The sequence below is a fragment of the Leifsonia sp. NPDC077715 genome (genome assembly GCF_040686855.1).
In the GTDB taxonomy this organism is placed as follows: domain Bacteria; phylum Actinomycetota; class Actinomycetes; order Actinomycetales; family Microbacteriaceae; genus Leifsonia.
Window position 1 is genome coordinate 1189789 of the sequence record NZ_JBFBOG010000001.1, and the last position, 17395, is coordinate 1207183.

Annotated in this window: 12 protein-coding genes and 1 tRNA gene; 5 read left to right on the forward strand and 8 right to left on the reverse strand. The window is 70.3% G+C overall.

Annotation, left to right across the window (positions count from 1 at the left end):
• Window positions 1–15 precede the first annotated feature (15 nt).
• From kdpA to AB0P25_RS05850, 3 genes are all read right to left on the reverse strand, one after another.
• On the reverse strand, window positions 16–1704 hold the full coding sequence (gene kdpA / locus AB0P25_RS05840) for a potassium-transporting ATPase subunit KdpA (RefSeq protein WP_363805967.1): 1689 nt from the start codon (window positions 1702–1704) through the stop codon (window positions 16–18).
• Between the two features lie 2 nt (window positions 1705–1706).
• Window positions 1707–1796, reverse strand: coding sequence for a K(+)-transporting ATPase subunit F (gene kdpF, locus AB0P25_RS05845; RefSeq protein ID WP_363805968.1), 90 nt, complete (start codon window positions 1794–1796; stop codon window positions 1707–1709).
• Window positions 1797–2104: 308 nt separating this feature from the next.
• A complete protein-coding gene (locus AB0P25_RS05850; RefSeq protein WP_363805969.1) occupies window positions 2105–3952 on the reverse strand; it encodes an adenylyl cyclase in 1848 nt (615 codons plus the stop codon).
• 275 nt (window positions 3953–4227) lie between these two features.
• Between AB0P25_RS05850 and AB0P25_RS05855 the strand changes: the two genes are divergently transcribed.
• The 3 genes from AB0P25_RS05855 (at window position 4228) to AB0P25_RS05865 (ending at window position 5836) form a co-directional block, all read left to right on the forward strand.
• Window positions 4228–4301 (forward strand) — tRNA-Gly (locus AB0P25_RS05855).
• A 101-nt stretch (window positions 4302–4402) separates the two neighbouring features.
• Window positions 4403–5194 (forward strand): CPBP family intramembrane glutamic endopeptidase, encoded by a 792-nt coding sequence (locus tag AB0P25_RS05860; RefSeq protein ID WP_363805970.1) that lies wholly within the window; start codon window positions 4403–4405, stop codon window positions 5192–5194.
• 165 nt (window positions 5195–5359) lie between these two features.
• On the forward strand, window positions 5360–5836 hold the full coding sequence (locus AB0P25_RS05865) for a hypothetical protein (RefSeq protein WP_363805971.1): 477 nt from the start codon (window positions 5360–5362) through the stop codon (window positions 5834–5836).
• Window positions 5837–5877: 41 nt separating this feature from the next.
• On the opposite strand, the gene AB0P25_RS05870 is transcribed toward AB0P25_RS05865, so the two are convergent.
• The 5 genes from AB0P25_RS05870 to AB0P25_RS05890 all read right to left on the reverse strand — a co-directional run bounded on the left by AB0P25_RS05870 (window position 5878) and on the right by AB0P25_RS05890 (window position 15962).
• Window positions 5878–12777 carry a DUF5979 domain-containing protein gene (locus AB0P25_RS05870; protein WP_363805972.1) on the reverse strand — a complete coding sequence of 2300 codons (6900 nt, stop codon included), beginning with the start codon at window positions 12775–12777 and terminating at the stop codon, window positions 5878–5880.
• A gap of 205 nt (window positions 12778–12982) precedes the next feature.
• Window positions 12983–13216, reverse strand: a complete 234-nt coding sequence (locus AB0P25_RS05875) for a hypothetical protein (RefSeq protein WP_363805973.1) — start codon at window positions 13214–13216, stop codon at window positions 12983–12985.
• Between the two features lie 12 nt (window positions 13217–13228).
• The gene (locus AB0P25_RS05880; protein WP_363805974.1) at window positions 13229–13534 is read right to left on the reverse strand and encodes a DUF5652 family protein; all 306 of its coding nucleotides are present in this window, start codon (window positions 13532–13534) and stop codon (window positions 13229–13231) included.
• Window positions 13535–13584: 50 nt separating this feature from the next.
• Window positions 13585–14271, reverse strand: a complete 687-nt coding sequence (locus AB0P25_RS05885) for a response regulator transcription factor (protein WP_363805975.1) — start codon at window positions 14269–14271, stop codon at window positions 13585–13587.
• The gene (locus AB0P25_RS05890; RefSeq protein ID WP_363805976.1) at window positions 14268–15962 is read right to left on the reverse strand and encodes a GAF domain-containing protein; all 1695 of its coding nucleotides are present in this window, start codon (window positions 15960–15962) and stop codon (window positions 14268–14270) included. Before AB0P25_RS05890 ends, AB0P25_RS05885 begins: the two co-directional genes overlap by 4 nt.
• A 79-nt stretch (window positions 15963–16041) precedes the next feature.
• Between AB0P25_RS05890 and AB0P25_RS05895 the strand changes: the two genes are divergently transcribed.
• Together AB0P25_RS05895 and AB0P25_RS05900 are read left to right on the forward strand one after the other, a co-directional pair.
• Window positions 16042–16992, forward strand: coding sequence for a universal stress protein (locus AB0P25_RS05895; protein ID WP_363805977.1), 951 nt, complete (start codon window positions 16042–16044; stop codon window positions 16990–16992).
• A complete protein-coding gene (locus AB0P25_RS05900; protein ID WP_363805978.1) occupies window positions 16979–17395 on the forward strand; it encodes a pyridoxamine 5'-phosphate oxidase family protein in 417 nt (138 codons plus the stop codon). The genes AB0P25_RS05895 and AB0P25_RS05900 overlap by 14 nt, the downstream gene beginning before the upstream one ends.

The window sequence follows — 17395 nt, forward strand, 5'->3', positions numbered from 1 at the left end:
AGATGGTGGACATGATCAGGACAGCCCTTCCGCCAGGGGACCCAGCGCGAGAACGGGGAAATAGGTGAGTGCGGCGACGACGACGACCACGCCGACGACGAGGGTGACGAACAGGGGTCGGTGGGTCGGGAGCGTCCCGGCCGTCGCGGGCACCTTGTCCTGAGCGGCCAGGGAGCCAGCCAGCGCGAGCACGAACACGATCGGCAGGAACCGGCCGAGGAACATTGCGGTGCCGAGCGCCGCGTTCAGCCACGGCGTGTTCGCGGTGAGTCCCGCGAACGCCGAGCCGTTGTTGTTCGCCGCGGATGTGAACGCGTACAGCACCTCGGAGAAGCCGTGCTGACCCGGGTTCCAGATCGAGACCTTCTCGATGTTGTCCCGGATCGCGGGGATCGCGAAGCTGAGGCCCGTGCCGAGCAGCACGAGGGTCGGGGTGATCAGGATGTAGAGGCTGGCGAGCTTGATCTCGCGCGCGCCGATCTTCTTGCCCAGGTATTCGGGCGTGCGCCCCACCATGAGGCCGGCCAGGAACACCGCGATGATCGCGACGATCAGGATGCCGTAGAGGCCCGCGCCGATGCCGCCGGGTGCGACTTCGCCGGTCATCATGTTCAGCATCGTCATCATCCCGCCCAGCGGCGTGAAGCTGTCGTGCATCGAGTCCACGGCGCCGGTCGACGTGAGCGTGCTGGTGGTGCCGAACAGGGTGGACCCGAGGATGCCGAAGCGCTGCTCCTTGCCCTCGAGCGCGCCGCCCGCCGCCTGGGTCGCCGTGCCGGCGCCCTGCAGCTCGAACAGCGTGAGGGCGACGAGCGAGATGACGAAGATCGTCGCCATCGCGCCGAGCACGGCGTAGCCCTGCCGATTGTCGCCGACCATCCGGCCGAACGTGCGCGGGAGCGAGAACGGGATGAGCAGCATCAGGAAGATCTCGAGGAGGTTCGTCCACGCGGTCGGGTTCTCGAAGGGGTGCGCCGAGTTGGCGTTGAAGAAGCCGCCGCCGTTGTTGCCGAGGAGCTTGATCGCCTCCTGCGACGCCACCGGTCCGCCCGGGATCGTCGCCGTGCCGCCGGTCAGCGTGCTCACGTGGGTGAACCCGTTGACGTTCTGGATGACCCCGCCGACGATCAGGATGATCGCGAACACCACCGAGAGCGGCAGCAGGATGCGCAGGGTGGCTCGAGTGAGGTCCACCCAGAAGTTGCCGATCGCCCCCGAGCGGTGCGCCGCGAACCCGCGCACCAGCGCCACCGCGACCGCGAGGCCGACGGCGGCCGAGAGGAAGTTCTGCACCGCCAGTCCCGCCACCTGGACCGTGTAGCCCATGGTGACCTCGGGTGAGTAGGACTGCCAGTTGGTGTTCGTCACGAATGAGATCGCCGTGTTGAACGACAGCCCCTCCGGCACCGCGGGCAGGCCCAGCGAGTACGGCAGGATCGCCTGCGCCCGCTGCAGCGCGTAGACCAGCAGCACGCCGAGGATCGAGAACGCGAGCACGCTGCGCAGGTACACCGGCCAGCTCTGACCGAGCCCCGGCTCCACGCCGATGACGCGGTAGAAGCCGCGTTCGACCCGGAGGTCGCGGCGGCTGGTGAAGGTGGCGGCCATGTAGTCGCCGAGCGGCCGGTAGACGACCGCGAGCATGAGGACGAGCGTGGCGAGCATCGCCACGAAGAGCCAGGCTGTATTTGTCGAATCCGGCATCGCTAGAACCGCTCCGGCTTCAGCAGGGCGTACACGAGGTACGCGATCGAGGCGACGGCGAGCGCCGCCGCGAGCAGGTCGAAGAAGATCACAGCTTCTCCACCCCTCGGCCGACGAGGGCGACGATCACGCCGAGCGCGATGATCCCCACGACGCAGATCAGGTCCAACACGGAAGGTCTCCATCCGGGCCGGCTCTCTGCCGGCTCCAGGGACCGATACAAGTCGCTCGGGGAGACCGTCCGGCCGGTCCTAACGGGATCCATACGGGTCCGGCGGGAGTCCTAACGGTTTCTCCTCACGGTGGGCCGGGCGGTCAGGTGAATCGCCGGGACAGGCCGATGCCCCCACGTCCGGGACGTGAGGGCATCGGCTGGTCGGGGTGGAGCGAGCCGCTGGACTCAGCCGCCGTACTCGACGACCGTCTCCGGACCCTGGTGGGTGGGCGTGACCGCGTTGCCGGTGTCGTTGACGACGTGGTCGATCGTTCCTGCCTTGTTCAGGGACACGGTGCTCAGGTTGTGCAGCCTCACGCCCGGTGCGTCCGGGACCTCGAACGCGTGGGAGGCGTGGAGGGTCGGCTCGACGTTCGTGTAGATGTAGCTTCCGGCGCCCCACAGCTCGTGGGTGGTCACCGAGTCCGCCACCTTGTAGGCGGCGTAGCCGAGCGTCCCGTCGTGCTGCCAGGCGGCCTGGTTCGGCGCGTCGTACGGCAGCTCGTTCTGGAAGAACACCGTCCGGCCGTTCTCGCCGTTCCAGATCACGTTGTACTTCTGGAAGTGCTCCACGAACAGGCCGGTGGCGGTGACGTCGTCACCGTTGACCACGAGCCCGGTGTCGGACGTGTTCTGCGTCCAGCCCACGCCGGCGCCGTGGTCGGCGCGCCAGAGCCACAGGTCGTCGAGGAGGACGTGGTCGCTGTCCACCTGGACGCCGACCGTCGCCTTGCCTGCGTGCGGGCCGCCCACGCGCAGGAACACGTCCTGCAGCGAGATCGGGTCCGCGGCGCTGGAGCCGCCCTGGCCGCGCTGGTGCTTCGTGCCAACCTGCACCAGGACGTCGGAGTTCACGGGACCGGCGTCGACCGTGATTCCGGCGACATCCACCCCCGGCACATCGTCGATCACGAGCGGGGTCGATCCGTTCTCCGCGGTCAGCGTTGCGAGGCCCAGCCCGAGCACGACCGTGCCGGCCCGCTTGACCTGGATCGAGCGGTCGATCGAGTAGACCCCGGGCGTCAGCAGGAGGTTCTTGCCTCCGGCGAGCGCCGCGTTGATGCGGGCGATGGAGTCGCCCGGCTTCGCCACGAAGAAGCCGGACAGCGGGATGGTCCGCCCGGCCGTGCCTGTCGAGGACCAGCTCACGCCCGCGCTGTCGGTCGTCGCGGGAGGCACGACGACCGACAGGCCGTCCGCGCCCTGGACGAGGTACGGCTTCTCACGCGATGCCGGGGTGGTCGGCAGCGTCGTGTACGGCGGGGTCGGGAAGCTCTGCGCCGGAGCGCCCTGCACACCGGAGAAGACCTGGTTCCAGACCGCATTCGACCAGCCGCCGATGCTGCTGTTGCGCGTGTAGAACTGCTGCTGGCTGCCGTTCACGATGGTCGCCGAGACCTTGGAGTCGGCGAGGAATCCCCCGCTCGCGTACTGCGGGCCGGCCGTGCAGTAGTCCATGAGCGACATCCCGCCGCCCGTGATGTCCATCCGGCGCATCGGGGCGGCCTGCGACACCGCCCAGAACTCGGTGTTCGTCTGACACCCCGAACCGCCCGCGACAGCGATGTGGAGGTTCGAGATCGACCGCCAGAAGTTGTCCAGAGCGATGCAGCCGCTGCCGTCGGTGAAGCACCGGTTGTAGACGTCGACGGATCCGTTGATCGTCACGTCGTCGGGCGACGCGCCGAGCCCGGCGACTTCGGTGTAGTAGCCGACCTGGAAGCGCAACGGGTTCGCCGGCGTTCCGTAGGTGCCGGGCGCGAAGAGGAGCGCGTAGCGCGCAGTGCCCATCTCGCTGTCGACCTGCTGGGCGGCGATCGCGTCGACCTTCGACTGGATGGCGGACTGCGGCATGTGCGGCGTGAACACGATCACATTGGGGCCGAGATCGGTGCTCGATGAGGGCGGCGGGGCGGCGGCCGCCCCCTGGGCCGAGGCGAAGATGCTCAGCAGGACGGCCAGGGCGGCGGCAGCCGCTCCGAACTGACGACGGGACGCACGCGTCCGGCGTGGATGTGGTGACGACAGTGACACCGATGGACCTTCTTCCGCGTTGAAGAACGAACGCGGCGCCCGGGGGCCGATGTCGATCGCGGTCGCGACGGGCGCCGGTTACTGTCTGGTAAGTAACGTCTGAACCATAGGGCGCGGGGCGGCGCTCTGTACAGATGCGGCGGCCTCGCCTGCGGCACGAAGGCGCGGAAACCGAACGCGCTTGTCCACGAAGGACGGGTTTGGCCCGGGACGGATCAGCAGGTAGTCTGGGCCGCAGCCTCACATCCCAGTGATTCACTGGGATTCCGGGCCGCGCGAGTGTAGTTCAATGGTAGAACCTCAGCTTCCCAAGCTGATAGCGCGGGTTCGATTCCCGTCACTCGCTCCAGTCATGCTCGCCGAGACCAGCACCTCGGCAGAACCGCCTCCCCACAGATAGGCTCGTCGCCGACAGCTTCGCCACCGCCTGCTCGGGGAAGGACCACTGCCATGCTGGACGGCGCCGCACACCTCCGTGTCCGCCCGCGGGTGTGGATCGGATTGGCGATCTGGCTCGGCTACCTCATCCTGGTCGTCCTCGTGCAGCTCGCGTCCGGCATCCCCTACACCGCGTGGGGGGACAGCGCAGGCAACCTCTTCTTCGGCGCCGGACTGTCGCTGATCGTGGCATCCGTCGCCCTCGCGATCACGACGAGCCTGCTCGGCTGGTGGCGGCCGGCGCTGTTCGAGGCAGAGAGGAGCCGCCACCGGTGGCCGATCCTCGTCCCGATCCTCATGGCGCTGCTCGCGGTCGTGAGCCTTCTGCTGACGGACTGGTCGGCGGTCGACCTGCCCTTCTTCGCCGCCGCCGTGGTGCTGCTGCTGGTCGGCTTCACGGAGGAGCTGACCGCGCGCGGGCTCCTGCTCGTCGGACTCCGCAGCCGCCTCGGCGAGGGCTGGGTGTGGTTCCTCACGTCCCTGCTGTTCGGCCTGATGCACGGGGTAAACATCCTGCTCGGCCAGGACGTGTTCGCGACCGTCATCCAGATCGTCTTCGCGTTCACGGCCGGCACGGTGTTCTACATCGTGCGCCGGGTGACGGGCACCCTGATCTGGGCGATGGTCCTCCACGCCGTCTGGGACTTCTCGCAATTCCTCGTAGGCTACGGCGACCCGTCCCCGTACGCGCCCATCGTGAACGTCTTCGTCCCCGTCATCGGCGTCCTCGCGCTCGTGGCGGTCCCGTTCGTTCTCCGGGGAGCCGATATCAAGCCGTCACACCCCGTGCCCGCCCGGGCCTAGACGCGCTGAGCTCGCGTGGGTTACCGTGCCCGCATCACGCGACCGGGGGAGGTCTCATGACGGAGCACGACGTGCCACTCGGGAACGCGCCGAAGATCGGGACGGAGATCCACCTGGTCCGGTGGAACCGCTGGCTGCTCTTCCAACCCTGACCGGAGGTCACCGGTGACACTGGACCCGGGAACGCCCGTCGCACTGCAGGCGCACGCATCCGTCACCCTCGCCGACTTCGTGAACGTCGACGGCGACGGGAAGACGAACGTCATCGGCGGTGGCCTGCGCGCGCTCCCGCTCGACAGCCGTGGGTACTCCGCACCGTTCGGGGTGCTGGCATCGATCGCCCTGCCGGAGGAGCCGGACCATTCCGTGATCGTCGAGCTCGTGCTCACCGGCCCGCACGGTGAGACCGTCCGGCTCGCGGACGAGACGGGACGCAGCACCGAGATCCGAGTCACGCAGCAGGCCACGTTCACGTCGTCGCCGCACCACGTCGTCCTCCGCGCGCACGCGTTCCCTGCCACGCACGTGATCGCCGTCAGCTTCCCCGGTGGTCTCCGGTTCCTGCCGGGCTGCGACTACCGGTGGCAGGTGGAGCTGGACGGGCTCCCGATCCTCGGTTACGCGTTCTGCAGCCTGGCCTGAATCAGCGCGGGAGGGCGGTTCCTCCGTGGTGCACCCCGTGGTCAGTGCCGACGGCGGGTCCGCGTGACGACGCGCGCCATGACGCCCAGCCCCAGCAGCAGGGCGGCGAGGACGGCGAAGGGCCACGCGTCCGATCCGGTGTCGGAGAGGACGGCCGCCTCCGGGTCGAACGTGTTCGTCACCGCGATGTCGACGGCGATACCGTCTCCGACGGTGACGGTCCCGACAGCATCGTCCCCGCTGTTGGGCGTGATGGTGGTCGACGACGCCCCGCCGGTCCCGGTCTCGGTAAGGCGGCACTCCGCCCCCGTCGGGAGGTCGTCGTAGGTCGCCGTCAAGGCGGGACGCGCGAGCGTGCGCTCGGGGCCGCCCGGGATGGAGACGGCCGCCGGCATCCCGTCGACGTCGGCGGTGCAGCTGAGACTCACGACGAACGGGCCGGATGCGTCGGCAGCCCCTGCGCCGGCGAGCGACTTCGTGACCGCGATCGAACCGACGTCGAACGTGTTCACGGCGGTGAGCGTCGCCGTCTGCCCGGCCACGATGGTCACCTCCTCCGCGGGCGCACCATTCTCGTCGAGGATCGCTGCCTCGGTCGCTCCCGCCGTCGCGGTCTCCCGGAGGACGCAGGTGGCTCCCGCCGGAAGCGGCGCGTAGTCCGCCGCGTAGCCACCGGCGGCGTCCAAGGTTCGCGTCGCACCGCCGGGGATGCCGACGGGAGCGGGGATGCCGTCGACGAGACGCAGACAGGTCAGCGTCACGGTGAAGGGACCGGCCCCGTAGAGGTCGGCGCCCGGTCCCTGCCGGAGCTTGTCGACGTGGATCCCGCCCGCGAGGAACGTGTTGGTCGCGGTGACGGTGACCGTGGTTCCGCTTCCGATCGTGACCTCCCCCGGGTCGACGGCGGACGAGTCGGCCCCGCCCGTCCCGGGCTCGGTCACGTCGCAGACGGATCCGGCGGCGATGTCGTCGATGGTGGTCTCCAGCGGCCGGTCGCCGCCGAGGATCACGGTGCCGTCCCAGCTCGTGCGGCTGCCGGACGCGTCGTCGAGCGTGCAGGTCACCTGGAGGAGGAACGGCCCGGCACCGAAGTCGGCCGCGCCGGCGCCGTCCAGCGACTTGATCAGGTGCAGCGAACCGACGCCGAAGCTGTTCGCGAGTGCGACGCTGTTGGTCGGGTCGCCTCCGGCGTCGGGCGTCAGAACGACGGTGGTCGCCGTGCCGGCGGTCGGCCCCGCGGTGCCGTCCGCCGTCGTGGTGGTGACCGTGGTGCTCTCGGCGCCCTTGTCGTCGGTCTCGGTCACGAGGCACGAAGCGCCGGCCGGGAGGCCGGTCAGCACCAGCGAGCCGCCGTCGGGGAGGTCCGCGGTCATCGGAGTGCCCGGGCCGTATCCGGTCGCGTAGACCGGATCGCCGAGGAAGGTGCAGTCGACCGTGACGGTGAACGGGCCGTAGGCGATCGGGGTGCCGTCCTGATCCTGTGCCGCCGAGTCGACGGTCTTGGTCACGACGAGCCCGGCCAGGTCGTACCGGTTGGTGACGCTGATCACCGGGACCGGGTCGGTCCCGGTCCCGACGGTGACCGTCGTCGACGAGGTCGAGGTCTGACCCGCGTCGTCCTCGACGAAGGTGCACTCGGCTCCCCAGGGCAGCCCGTCGACCGTCACCGGCGTACCGGGCGTGAGGGTCACCGGGATCGGATCCAACGGGACACCGGCCGAGACGCACTGGAGGGTGCCGGTGAACGTGGCCGGCGCATACGCCGCGCCGTCGCCGGTCACGTCCTTCTCGATGCTGACCGGGCCGGTCGCGAGCTCGACGCCGACCTTGTTGCCTTCGGTCTGGGCGGTGACAGTGGGCGTTCCGGCGATCTCCACCCGGCCGGCGACGCCGACGGTGTTCCAGGCGATCGGGTCGTCGCTGTTCGCCGGCGGCACAGCGGGCGAGCGCGTCGTGACGTCGATCGCGATCGACCCGCCCGGGGCGAGGGTGGGCGCGAACGCGACGACGAACTTGAGCCCGGTCACGGTGGTCGGGTCCGCTGTGCCGTCCCAGACGGTCCAAGCCCCGGGCGGACAGGCGACGCCCGTCGTGGCGAGGTCGTCGACACAGGGTGCGGCGTCGGTGGTGAAGTACTGGGTCAGAGTCGCCCCGGCCGGAGCGGACGCGAGGGAGGCGTCACCCGTCCAGGTCGGCCGGAACTCGGAACCGCGCGGAAGCGGGGTCAGCACGCCGGTGTCGCCCGGAGTCGGCAGCTTGTCGATCGCGACCATGCGGTCCATCGGCAGGGTGCCGGTGTTGATGAGGTTGAGCCGCCAGATCTCGGTGCCGCCGGGCTTGGTGATGGGGACGCACGGCCCGGCGTAGAAGCCGTCGGCGTCGGCCACGCACGTGGGTACGGCGGGATTCGTCGCGTCCACGCCGAGCTCGGTGTCGGTCGCGCGGACCGTCTTGATGCCGCGCAGGGCGCCCGCGGTCTGCACGGTCACGGTGGTGTCCGTCGAACAGGCGCCGGTCGCCGGGTCGAGCGTCCCTCCGCACGCGTCGAACGGCCGGTCGCCGGTCACGTCGAGGGTGTTGGTCACCGCCGTCCCGGCCGGAAGCCCGGTGCGGAACATGAGCGCGACGGTGATGGTGTAGGTCTGCCCGACTTCGAGCACGGTCCCCGGGGGGAACGTGAACTGGATCTGCCCGCCCGCCTGGGTCACGGTCGCGGTCACCTGGTCCGGGTCGGTCGGCATCGCCGGGCCGCTGGCCGGGGACGGGGCCGCTCCGTCGAGAGCGTAGCCGTACGGAGACGAGCCGGGAGCGGCGAACGGGTCGAACACGAGCAGCGGGCCGTCGGCGTCGCTCGGGATGACGTCGGTGATGACCGGGTCGGTCACGGCGATGGCTCCGGTGTTCGTCACGGTGAGCGTGTACGGGATGATCGTGCCCGGCTGCTGCACGCCGCTGGGGGACTTCGTCACATCGACCGAGCTGACGGCGTGCAGGTACTGCACCGTGGCGGTGGTGGAATCGGTGGCCGTGAACGGCGCGCCACCGGCATCGAACGTGCCCTCCGCGAGCGCGTCCACGGTGTCCGTGAACGTCCCGGCCGCGGTCTCACCCGGCGCCGGAGCGTTCCCGGAGAGGTCGCTGGGCACGGCGCCGCCCGAGCGCAGGTCGGCGCGCCGTTGCGCGCTGAGTTCGACGACCTGAAGCGGGGCGGGCTGGAACAGCGCCCCGTCGACCTCGGTGAAGGTGTACCGGATGCCCTCGACCTGGTCCGCCGTCACCCCGGCGGGCAGCGGCGCGGCGTTGGCGTCGGCCTCGGTCTGCCGCACACCGAGGATCCAGGTGCCTCCGTCGGCTTCGCATCCCGCCGTGGGATCGGCGAAGGTGCGGCCGGTGCAGACGTCGATCTGGACCCGGTCGATCGGCGCGGTCAGCACGAGCGGGGAGGCGAAGCCCCGATAGTCGAAGGCGTTCCAGAAGGTGCCGGATTCGTCGGTCAGGGTGAGACGCCGCGCGCGGATCGTGCCGCCCGGCTCACCGGAGAGAGTGACGGTGACCGGGCTGTCGTCCGGCTCGGTCTGCTGGGCGGGAGTGATGGTCTTGCCCGAGTCGACCGTCAGGGTCCCGTCCGCCAGCTCCATCGACGCCGCCGCGTCGGTCGTCGGGGTCCCGCCGGGCGCGCCGCCCTCATCGCTCACCGACGCCTGGGCGACATTCGGGACGGGCGAATCCGCGGCTGCCGTCACGGGGTCCCCTGTCGAGCGCAGGGTTGCGCGGAGCCGGGTGACGAACACGACCGTCGAGCCCTCCCCCGCCTCGATGCGCCCGGTGTGGACGACACGGATCGACACCACGTCCGCCAGCTGTGCGGCGGTGAGCGCGAGAGCCTCGGCGATCGTGTAGCCGGTCGTCACTCCACCCGACGTGGTCAGTTGAACGGTCGACGATGTCGCGCCGGTGGGCACGCTGATCCCGTCGATCCGGACCAGGTCGAAGGCGTCGAAGGGCGTGCTCGCCGAGCCCGGTGCCGGGTCGCTGATGGTCACGTTGTCCACGCTCGCAGCCGTCGTGTTGGTCCCGACGAGGGTCACTCTGCCCGACGGGTACAGCGTGGGATCGACGCCCTGCTGCGGTACGCCGAGCGGTCCGCCCTCCCACGCCTTCGTCAGCGTGACATTCAGAGGCACGTCCAGCAGTCGCACGATGTCGGACGCGGTGTCGGTGACGGTCGAGCCGTCGATCGAGGACGTCCCGGTCGCGCGGGAGGTGTTCTCGATCTCCCCCGCCGTGCCCGTGTTGTAGAGCCGCGTCCCGATGACCGGGTCGGGTGTCGTGACGGGAGAGCGGACGTCGTCGCGCAGCTGGAAGGTGAGGGTGATCGCCCGGTCGTTGCCGCTGGAGCGTGCGACGCCGGACCCGACCGGAGGCGCGGTCGGGTCTCCGGCGGAGGCCGCTGCCCGGTCGGGGCTCTCGGCGAACGTCAGCCGCACCCCCACCGTGGAGGCACGCTCGGCCGCCGTCAGGGTGAGTCCGGGGAACGCGCCGATGCACGCCGCCGGGCACGGGTCGTTCGTCGCGTCGACCCAGCCGGTTCCGTCGTAGAGCTGCACGGAGGTGATCTGGTCGTACTTCAGGTGCGGATCCTGCGCGGCGGAGATCGCCGGGATGCCGACGAGGTCGAACGCGTTGAACACCGAATGGGACAGAGCCGTCGTCTCCGGGTCGGCGGGGTCGGAGATCACCATCGAGGAGAAGTTGGCGCGGCCGCCGGTCGACCAGTTCAGCGTCGCCGTCGTCTGCGCCTCGCTGCGCGCGGTCAGCACCTTGGGCGCAGCCCAGGACTTGTCGATGAAGTCGTCGCCGCCGGGCAGGCCGCCGGCGACCAGGTCGACCGTCGGGCAGGGCGACGGGATCGTCGAACTCGCCGACTCGCCGCCCGTGCCGGTCGCGGAGGACGCGGCGCAGTTCTCGATGGTCTCGTCCGTGCCTGCGGCCGGGCCGGTGCCGTCGCGGAGCTGGTCGCGCAGCGACATCGTCACGTTCGGCTGCACCGTGGTGCCCGGTGGGGCACCGTCCGGGAAGGTGTAGGTGAAACGGAGTCCCTGCACGTCGAGTCCCGCCGGGATATCGGCCGAGAAGACGGTCGGTCCGGCGATGTCGACGGCCCCGGGGAGGTCGACCCATTCGGCGCCGTCCCAGTACTGCACCGTCATCGTGGCTCCGGCGGGCACGGCCGTCTGTGTGATCGCGGTCGCGTCGAAGTGGTTCCACCAGTCGGTCAGCGCCGGCGGGTCACCGGGCGGGTCCTGCACGACGATGGTGTTCGCGTCCACCGTCGACTGCGGGAACGGCGCCGTGGTGGCGGGCAGCTGCATGGTCACGAACTCCCCGGGCGACGAGGCGATCTCGTTCGGGCTGATCACCTTGCCGATCGTGGTGTCCAGCCGGGTGGTGTAGATCGTCAGGTCGGCGGAGGCGTCGTCGGAGCCGGTCGTTCCCTGCGCGGAGGTGCCGGTGACGGTCTGCGTGTTGGTCAGGGTGAGCTGGTCGGCGGTGATCGACTCCTCCGTGCCGAGGATGAAGGGGATGCTCGCGCTCGCCCCGGGCGGCATCGATCCGGTGAACGTCACCTCGAAGCGCGCCACGTCCTTGGTCGGGTCCGGATCGGGGATGGACGCAGGGTCACCGGAGGTGAGGACCTCGTCCGTGCCGTCCGCGTAGAAGTAGTGGACGCTGACTCCGGTGGCGCCGTCCGGCGGCGTGATGTCGCCCCATCCGCTGAACGAGGTCCCCGCCGGGAAGGCACCCGTGCCCGACGGTTCGCTGAAGGTCAGCTCGGTCAACGGCACGGCGCTCTGGTTCGTGCCGCCGAGCGTCACGGTGGTGGAGTCGCCCGCCACGATCGGGCTCGGGCTGAACGATTTGGTCGCACCGACCGTGACGACGCTCGACTGGATGGTGTAGTCCGCGCTGCCGCCGCCGGTGGCGGTATCCGTGCCATGGGTCACTTCGCTCTGCACGGTGTTGGCGACCACCTCCGCGCTAGTCAGCTCGGTGACGTTCTGCCGCTGCGCGAGATTCACCTGCACCGACCCGCTCGCCCCGGCGGGAATCGGCTCCCCGGCCGAGCTGGTGAACGTGAAGCGCAGGCCGAAGACCTCGTCGGCCGGCGGGGGTGAGGGCAGCTCGGCGGTCGGTCCCGGCGAGCCGAGCACCCACTGCGTGCCGTCCCAGACGTCCACCTGCACCTGGTCGGCGGGCGCCGGGAAGGTGACGGCGCCCAGGGAGGTCACCTGGAGATGGTCGAACGGGTTCGGCGACGCGGTCGGATCGGCGGGGTCCGTCAGGACGAGACTGTCGACGCCCGCGTTGGAGGTGTTCGTTCCCGTGAGGGTCAGCGTCGTGGGCGTCCCCGGGTCCGCCGGCGCCCCGGTCGGATCGAACGACTTGGTGGCCGTCGTCGCGAGGTCGAGCGGGACCTGCGGAGTGACGCTCGCGGTCGAGTCGGCCGGGGCGATCTGGTTCGAGGCGGTCAGCTCTCCGGTGTTCGGCACGGGGACGCCGCTCGCCTCGAAGGGCAGGTCGTCGCGAGCACGGACCGTGATCGTGACCACTCCCGTCGCGGACGCCGGAAGTCCGATCGCGCCCGGTGGATCGTCGAGCGGCGAGTCGAACACGACCGTGACATCCGGGCCCGAGACCACGGGAGTCTGAGCGGACAGGCCCGGGCCGACCGTGACATCGACCACCTCGAACTCGGCGGGGATGGAATCCGTGAGCGTCGCGTTGGTGCATCCGGTGCCGACGTCGACCGCCGAACATCCCACCTCGAGCGTGTACGTGAAGGTCTCTCCAGGCCCCACGGTACTGACCGAGGCGGTCTTCGTCAGCGAGAGCTGGCTCGGCCCCTCCGCGGCGGCGGAGGTCGCGGCCAGTGGAACCATCGCAACCACCAGGAGCCCCGCGAGCGCAGCGGAGGCCCAGCGGGAAACCCCCGATCGTCGTCCCCGACTCGTCACCATGCGTCTGACCCCCCGCCCTCGACCCCGTCGAAGCAGCCGATGCCCGGGAGTCAAGCAAGAGGGCGCTGCGGCGTATAGCCCCTATTTCGTCATTCGGGCTGCGTTCGGCGAGACGCCTTCTCGGCGGTCAGCTGAAGATGGACCACTCGGCCCGGTCGAGGATCATCGGCCGGCCTTGGGCGATCACCTGCCAGGTCTTGTCGTCGCGCCCGCTGTACTGGGCGACGATGGTCGTGTACTTCCAATCGCCGGCCACGCGGTTCCAGCGGACCAGCGAGATGATCTGCCCATTGCGCAGATAAGGGACGGGCCACACGTCATCCGGGTGCGGTTCGTGCTCTGCAGCTGCATGTCTGCTCACGACATTCCCTCCCTAGGTCTCATCGGAGTGAGCGAGTTGCTCGGGCTCGCCGGTCGCCGCGAGGATCGCTTCCTCCGTGCGGCGCTCACGACGGTCGGGCCGGTCGACCGCGTACAGATAGATCGCGTCGAGCGCGCCCAGGGTGTTGGAGAGCAGGAGGGTCACGAACCACGGCTTGCTCCCGTTGCACGCGGCGCGCCAGAGCGATGCCCCCTTCCAGGCGAGGCTCCAGATGACGGCTGCGCCGATCATCGCCCGGCCACCAGGTGGGAGTTCGCGGAATGACGTCAGCCCCTGAGTCTGCTTCTTCGATGCCATGAAGCCAGCGAAGCGGTTTCCGAGGGCCGAGCGAAGGGTCGAAGGTCCTCCTACGTCACCTTCCCCGTGCTCGCGCTGCCGGGGGGCGTTGCCGCCTGGCGCCCGCGACGGTCCAGTTGCAGGACGGCGGCCTGGGTACGGCGTTCGAGCCCGAGCTTGGCGAGGAGCGAGCTGACGTAGTTCTTCACGGTCTTCTCCGCGAGCCCCAGCCGGTCGCCGATCTGTCGGTTGGTGAGGCCGTCGGCGATGAGTGCGAGCACCTGGCGTTCACGAAGGCCGAGCGAGGCGAATCGCGGATCGTCCGCAGGCTCCCGGAGCCGCGACGAGACCTGCGCGGCGAGACGTGGATCGATGAGTTTCTTTCCGCGAGCGGCGGCACGGATGTCGTCGAGCAACGAGCTGCCGCGGATGTCCTTGACGACGTACCCGTCCGCTCCCGCGATCACCGCGGCACGCAAGGCGTCCTCGTCGTCGTACGCGGTCAGCATCAGACAACGGATCCCGGGTTCGTCCTGTTTGATCCGCCGGCAGACGTCGATGCCACTGCCGTCGGGCAGCCGCACATCGAGCACGGCCACGTCGGGCCGGACCGCCAGGATGCGCGCCCGTGCCTGCGCCGCCGTCGCCGCTTCACCGACGACCTCCAGGTCGCCCTGACCGTCGATCAACGCCACGAGGCCTCGGCGGACGATCTCGTGGTCGTCGGCCAGGAACACGCGGACCGGCACCGCCGTCATGCAGCGCCGCCCGTCGCCAGGGCAGGGACACGCAGCGACAACCGCGTCCCATCGGAGCCCGAGTCCACCGTCAGCACGCCGCCCCTGCGCCTCGCCCGGGCCTCGAGGTTGCCGAGCCCGCTGCGGCGGTCCGTGTCCCCGATGCCATGGCCGTCGTCCGTGATCGTGGCGCAGATCTCGTCGGCCGACGCCGCCACCGACACAGAGGCCGATGTCGCTCCTGCGTGACGAACAACGTTGGTCAGACCTTCGCGAACGAAGGCGGCGATGTCGTCGGCGAGCCCGGGCTCGGAGACGACGTCGACAGGGCCGGAGAACGACACCGTCACCGCCGCGGGCAGAGCCGCTCCCACCTCGCGGGAGATGTCGAGTACGCGGTGGCGCAGGCTGTCGTCGTCCTCCGGGTGAGAGAGGGCGAATACAGCCGTGCGGATCTCGGCGATCGCCTGGTCGATGGCCGCGACCGCGCCGGCCACCCGCTCGGCGAGCGAATCGGGGCCGAGCATGGATTCCACACTCTGCAACTCCAGACCGGCGCCGAACAGCTGCTGGATCACGTGGTCGTGGAGGTCTCGCGCGATGCGCGCCCGCTCTTCCAGCAGGGCGGCGCGCTGCCGATCGGCGCGTGCGGCGGCGAGTTCCAGGGCCAGCGACGCCTGCCGGGCGAGCCCGGTCGCGCGCTCCAACTCGAAGGCGGTGAAGCCGGGAGAACGCGCCTCGCGCACTGCCATCAGCGCCGCGGGCCGGTCGCCGGGCAACGAGAAGGGGGCCAGAAGACCGGGCCCGGGCGCCCAGTCGGCCGGCTCCGCCGGCGGCGGAAGAGCGTCGAGCCGCACCGGCTGTGATCCTTCGAGCGCACTCCGCACCTGGTCCAGCGCGATCGCGGCCTCGGCCACGGCGTGGTCGCCCTCCGCCTGCGACATCACGCGAGCAGCGGGCTCCTCTGGAGTGAGCTCCATCACGAACGCGGTGCGCGCTCTCAGGAGATCCGCGACGCGGACGATGAGCTCCTGAAGGGCGTCCGTCGACTCCCCGCCGAGCACCGATGCGGTCATGTCGGCCGCGGCCGCCGTCCACGCCTGCCGTGCGGAGGACTCCGCGTAGAGCCGGGCGTTGTCGATCGCGAAGCCGGCCGTCGCGGCGAGCGCCTTCACGAGTTGCTCGTCGTCCACGCTGAAGCCGCCGGACTCCGGGTCCGTGAGGTACAGGTTCCCGTAGACGGTGTCCCGGACGGTGATCGGCACCCCGAGAAACGCTGTCATCTGCGGGTGACCGGCGGGGAATCCAACAGACCGCGGGTCCCCGGCGATGGAGTCGATGCGGATGGGCCGCGGATCGTCGATCAGAGCGCCGAGGAGACCGTGCCCTTCCGGCAGATGGCCGATGCGGTCCACGTCGGTCTGCGGCATGCCGACGTGGATGAACTGTTCGAGCCCTCCCGCTTCGGCGATCACGCCGAGGGCCCCGTAGTGCGCACCCACCAGGTCGACAGCGGCCTCGACGATCGTGCGCAGCACCGTCGGCAGGTCGAGGTGCGAGACCACCGCCCGGTTGGCGCGGACCAGGGTTCGCAGGCGGCCCTGGGTCTGCAGCACCCGGTTGGCCTGCTCCACCAGCTGTGCGAGGGCGTCGTCCAACTCCGCCCGCGGTGCATCCGGGAACGTGATCGGCTCATCGCCCGGCATCCGCATCCACCCCCTCTCGGGCCCGGATTCTAGCGCCGGAGGCCCCCCACGGGACCTAGGACCCTTCGCTGCTCACGTCCCGCCGGTGAGACTGCGGACGGAGGTGCTGATGAACATCCGGGAGTACGTGGTCGGCGTCGACGGATCGGTGCCTGCGCGAGCAGCGATCCGCTGGGCGATCTCGAACGCGCGCGAGCGAGGCGCCACCGTGACGCTCGTCCACGTCGCAGACGACGAGTGGGGAGCCGTCGGCACCCGCCTGATCGGCGAAGCGGATGCGGGCGGACGTGAACTGCTCGACCGTGAGCTCGGCGGCGCTCTCCCGACCGCCGCCGGCGACGTGCCCATCGTGGCGGAGCTCCGCACCGGCAGCCCGATGGTGCTCCTGGCGTCGTACAGCAGGCCGGACAGCATGCTCGTGGTGGGGACGCACAAGACCGGCTTCCACTACGGTCGCGCGTTCGGGTCGCGCAGCCTCCAGCTCGTCAACCTCGCCACGGGGCCGGTGGCGATCATCCCGGAGACCGAGTCCCGGCTGCGCCACGGCGTCGTGGTCGGCGTCGACGACACGCCCGCAGGTGGCGCCGCGGTCGATCTCGCCGCCGACCTCGCGTGCGACCATCACTGCGAACTGGTCGCCGTCCGTTCCTCCACGGCGACCCACCGCTTCGACCCGGACCGGGACGACGAGCTGCGCGACTGGCAGGTGAGACGCGACGACGACGCCCGCCGGCTCCTCGTCGAAGCGGTCGCCCGGGCGCGAGCGCGTCAGCCGGGCATCACCATCCGAAGCAGGGTCATCCGCCGGCCGCCGGGAACCGCGCTCAACGAGGTCGCGCGCGCCGCGGAGCTGCTGATCATCGGAGACTCGCGCCGAGACAAGCCCCAGCAAGGTGGTCTGGGCTCGGTGGCCTACGACGTCCTGCTCAACGTCTCCTCACCGACCATCGTCGTCCATGCGCCGGAGACGGAGCCGTCGTCGCGCGAGGCCTCCGCAGCGCACGAAACCCAGGGAGAGAGCCATGTCGCCCGATGAGCCAGTACAGGAGTTGAGTCGCGACGAGTGCCGGGAACTGCTGAAACGCGGAGAGCTGGGTCGCCTCGCTACCGCAGCCGGAGGGGAATCGGACATCTTCCCTGTCAACTACTACTCCGACGGCGACCGCATCCTCATCCGCACCGCCCCGGGAACCAAGCTCCTGGAACTGACCGTGCACAGCGCCGTCGCCTTCGAGACCGACGGCTACACCGACGACGAGGCGTGGAGCGTCGTCGTCCACGGCCGGGCTCGCCAGCTCGACAGCCAGGCGGAGGTCGACGAAGCGGACCAGGCGCCCCTCCGGCCGTGGATCCCCACGCTGAAGTACCGCTACGTCCACATCGACATCGACGCGCTCAGCGGCCGGCGCTTCCTGCGGCTCCCCGAGCCGGAGCGGTGA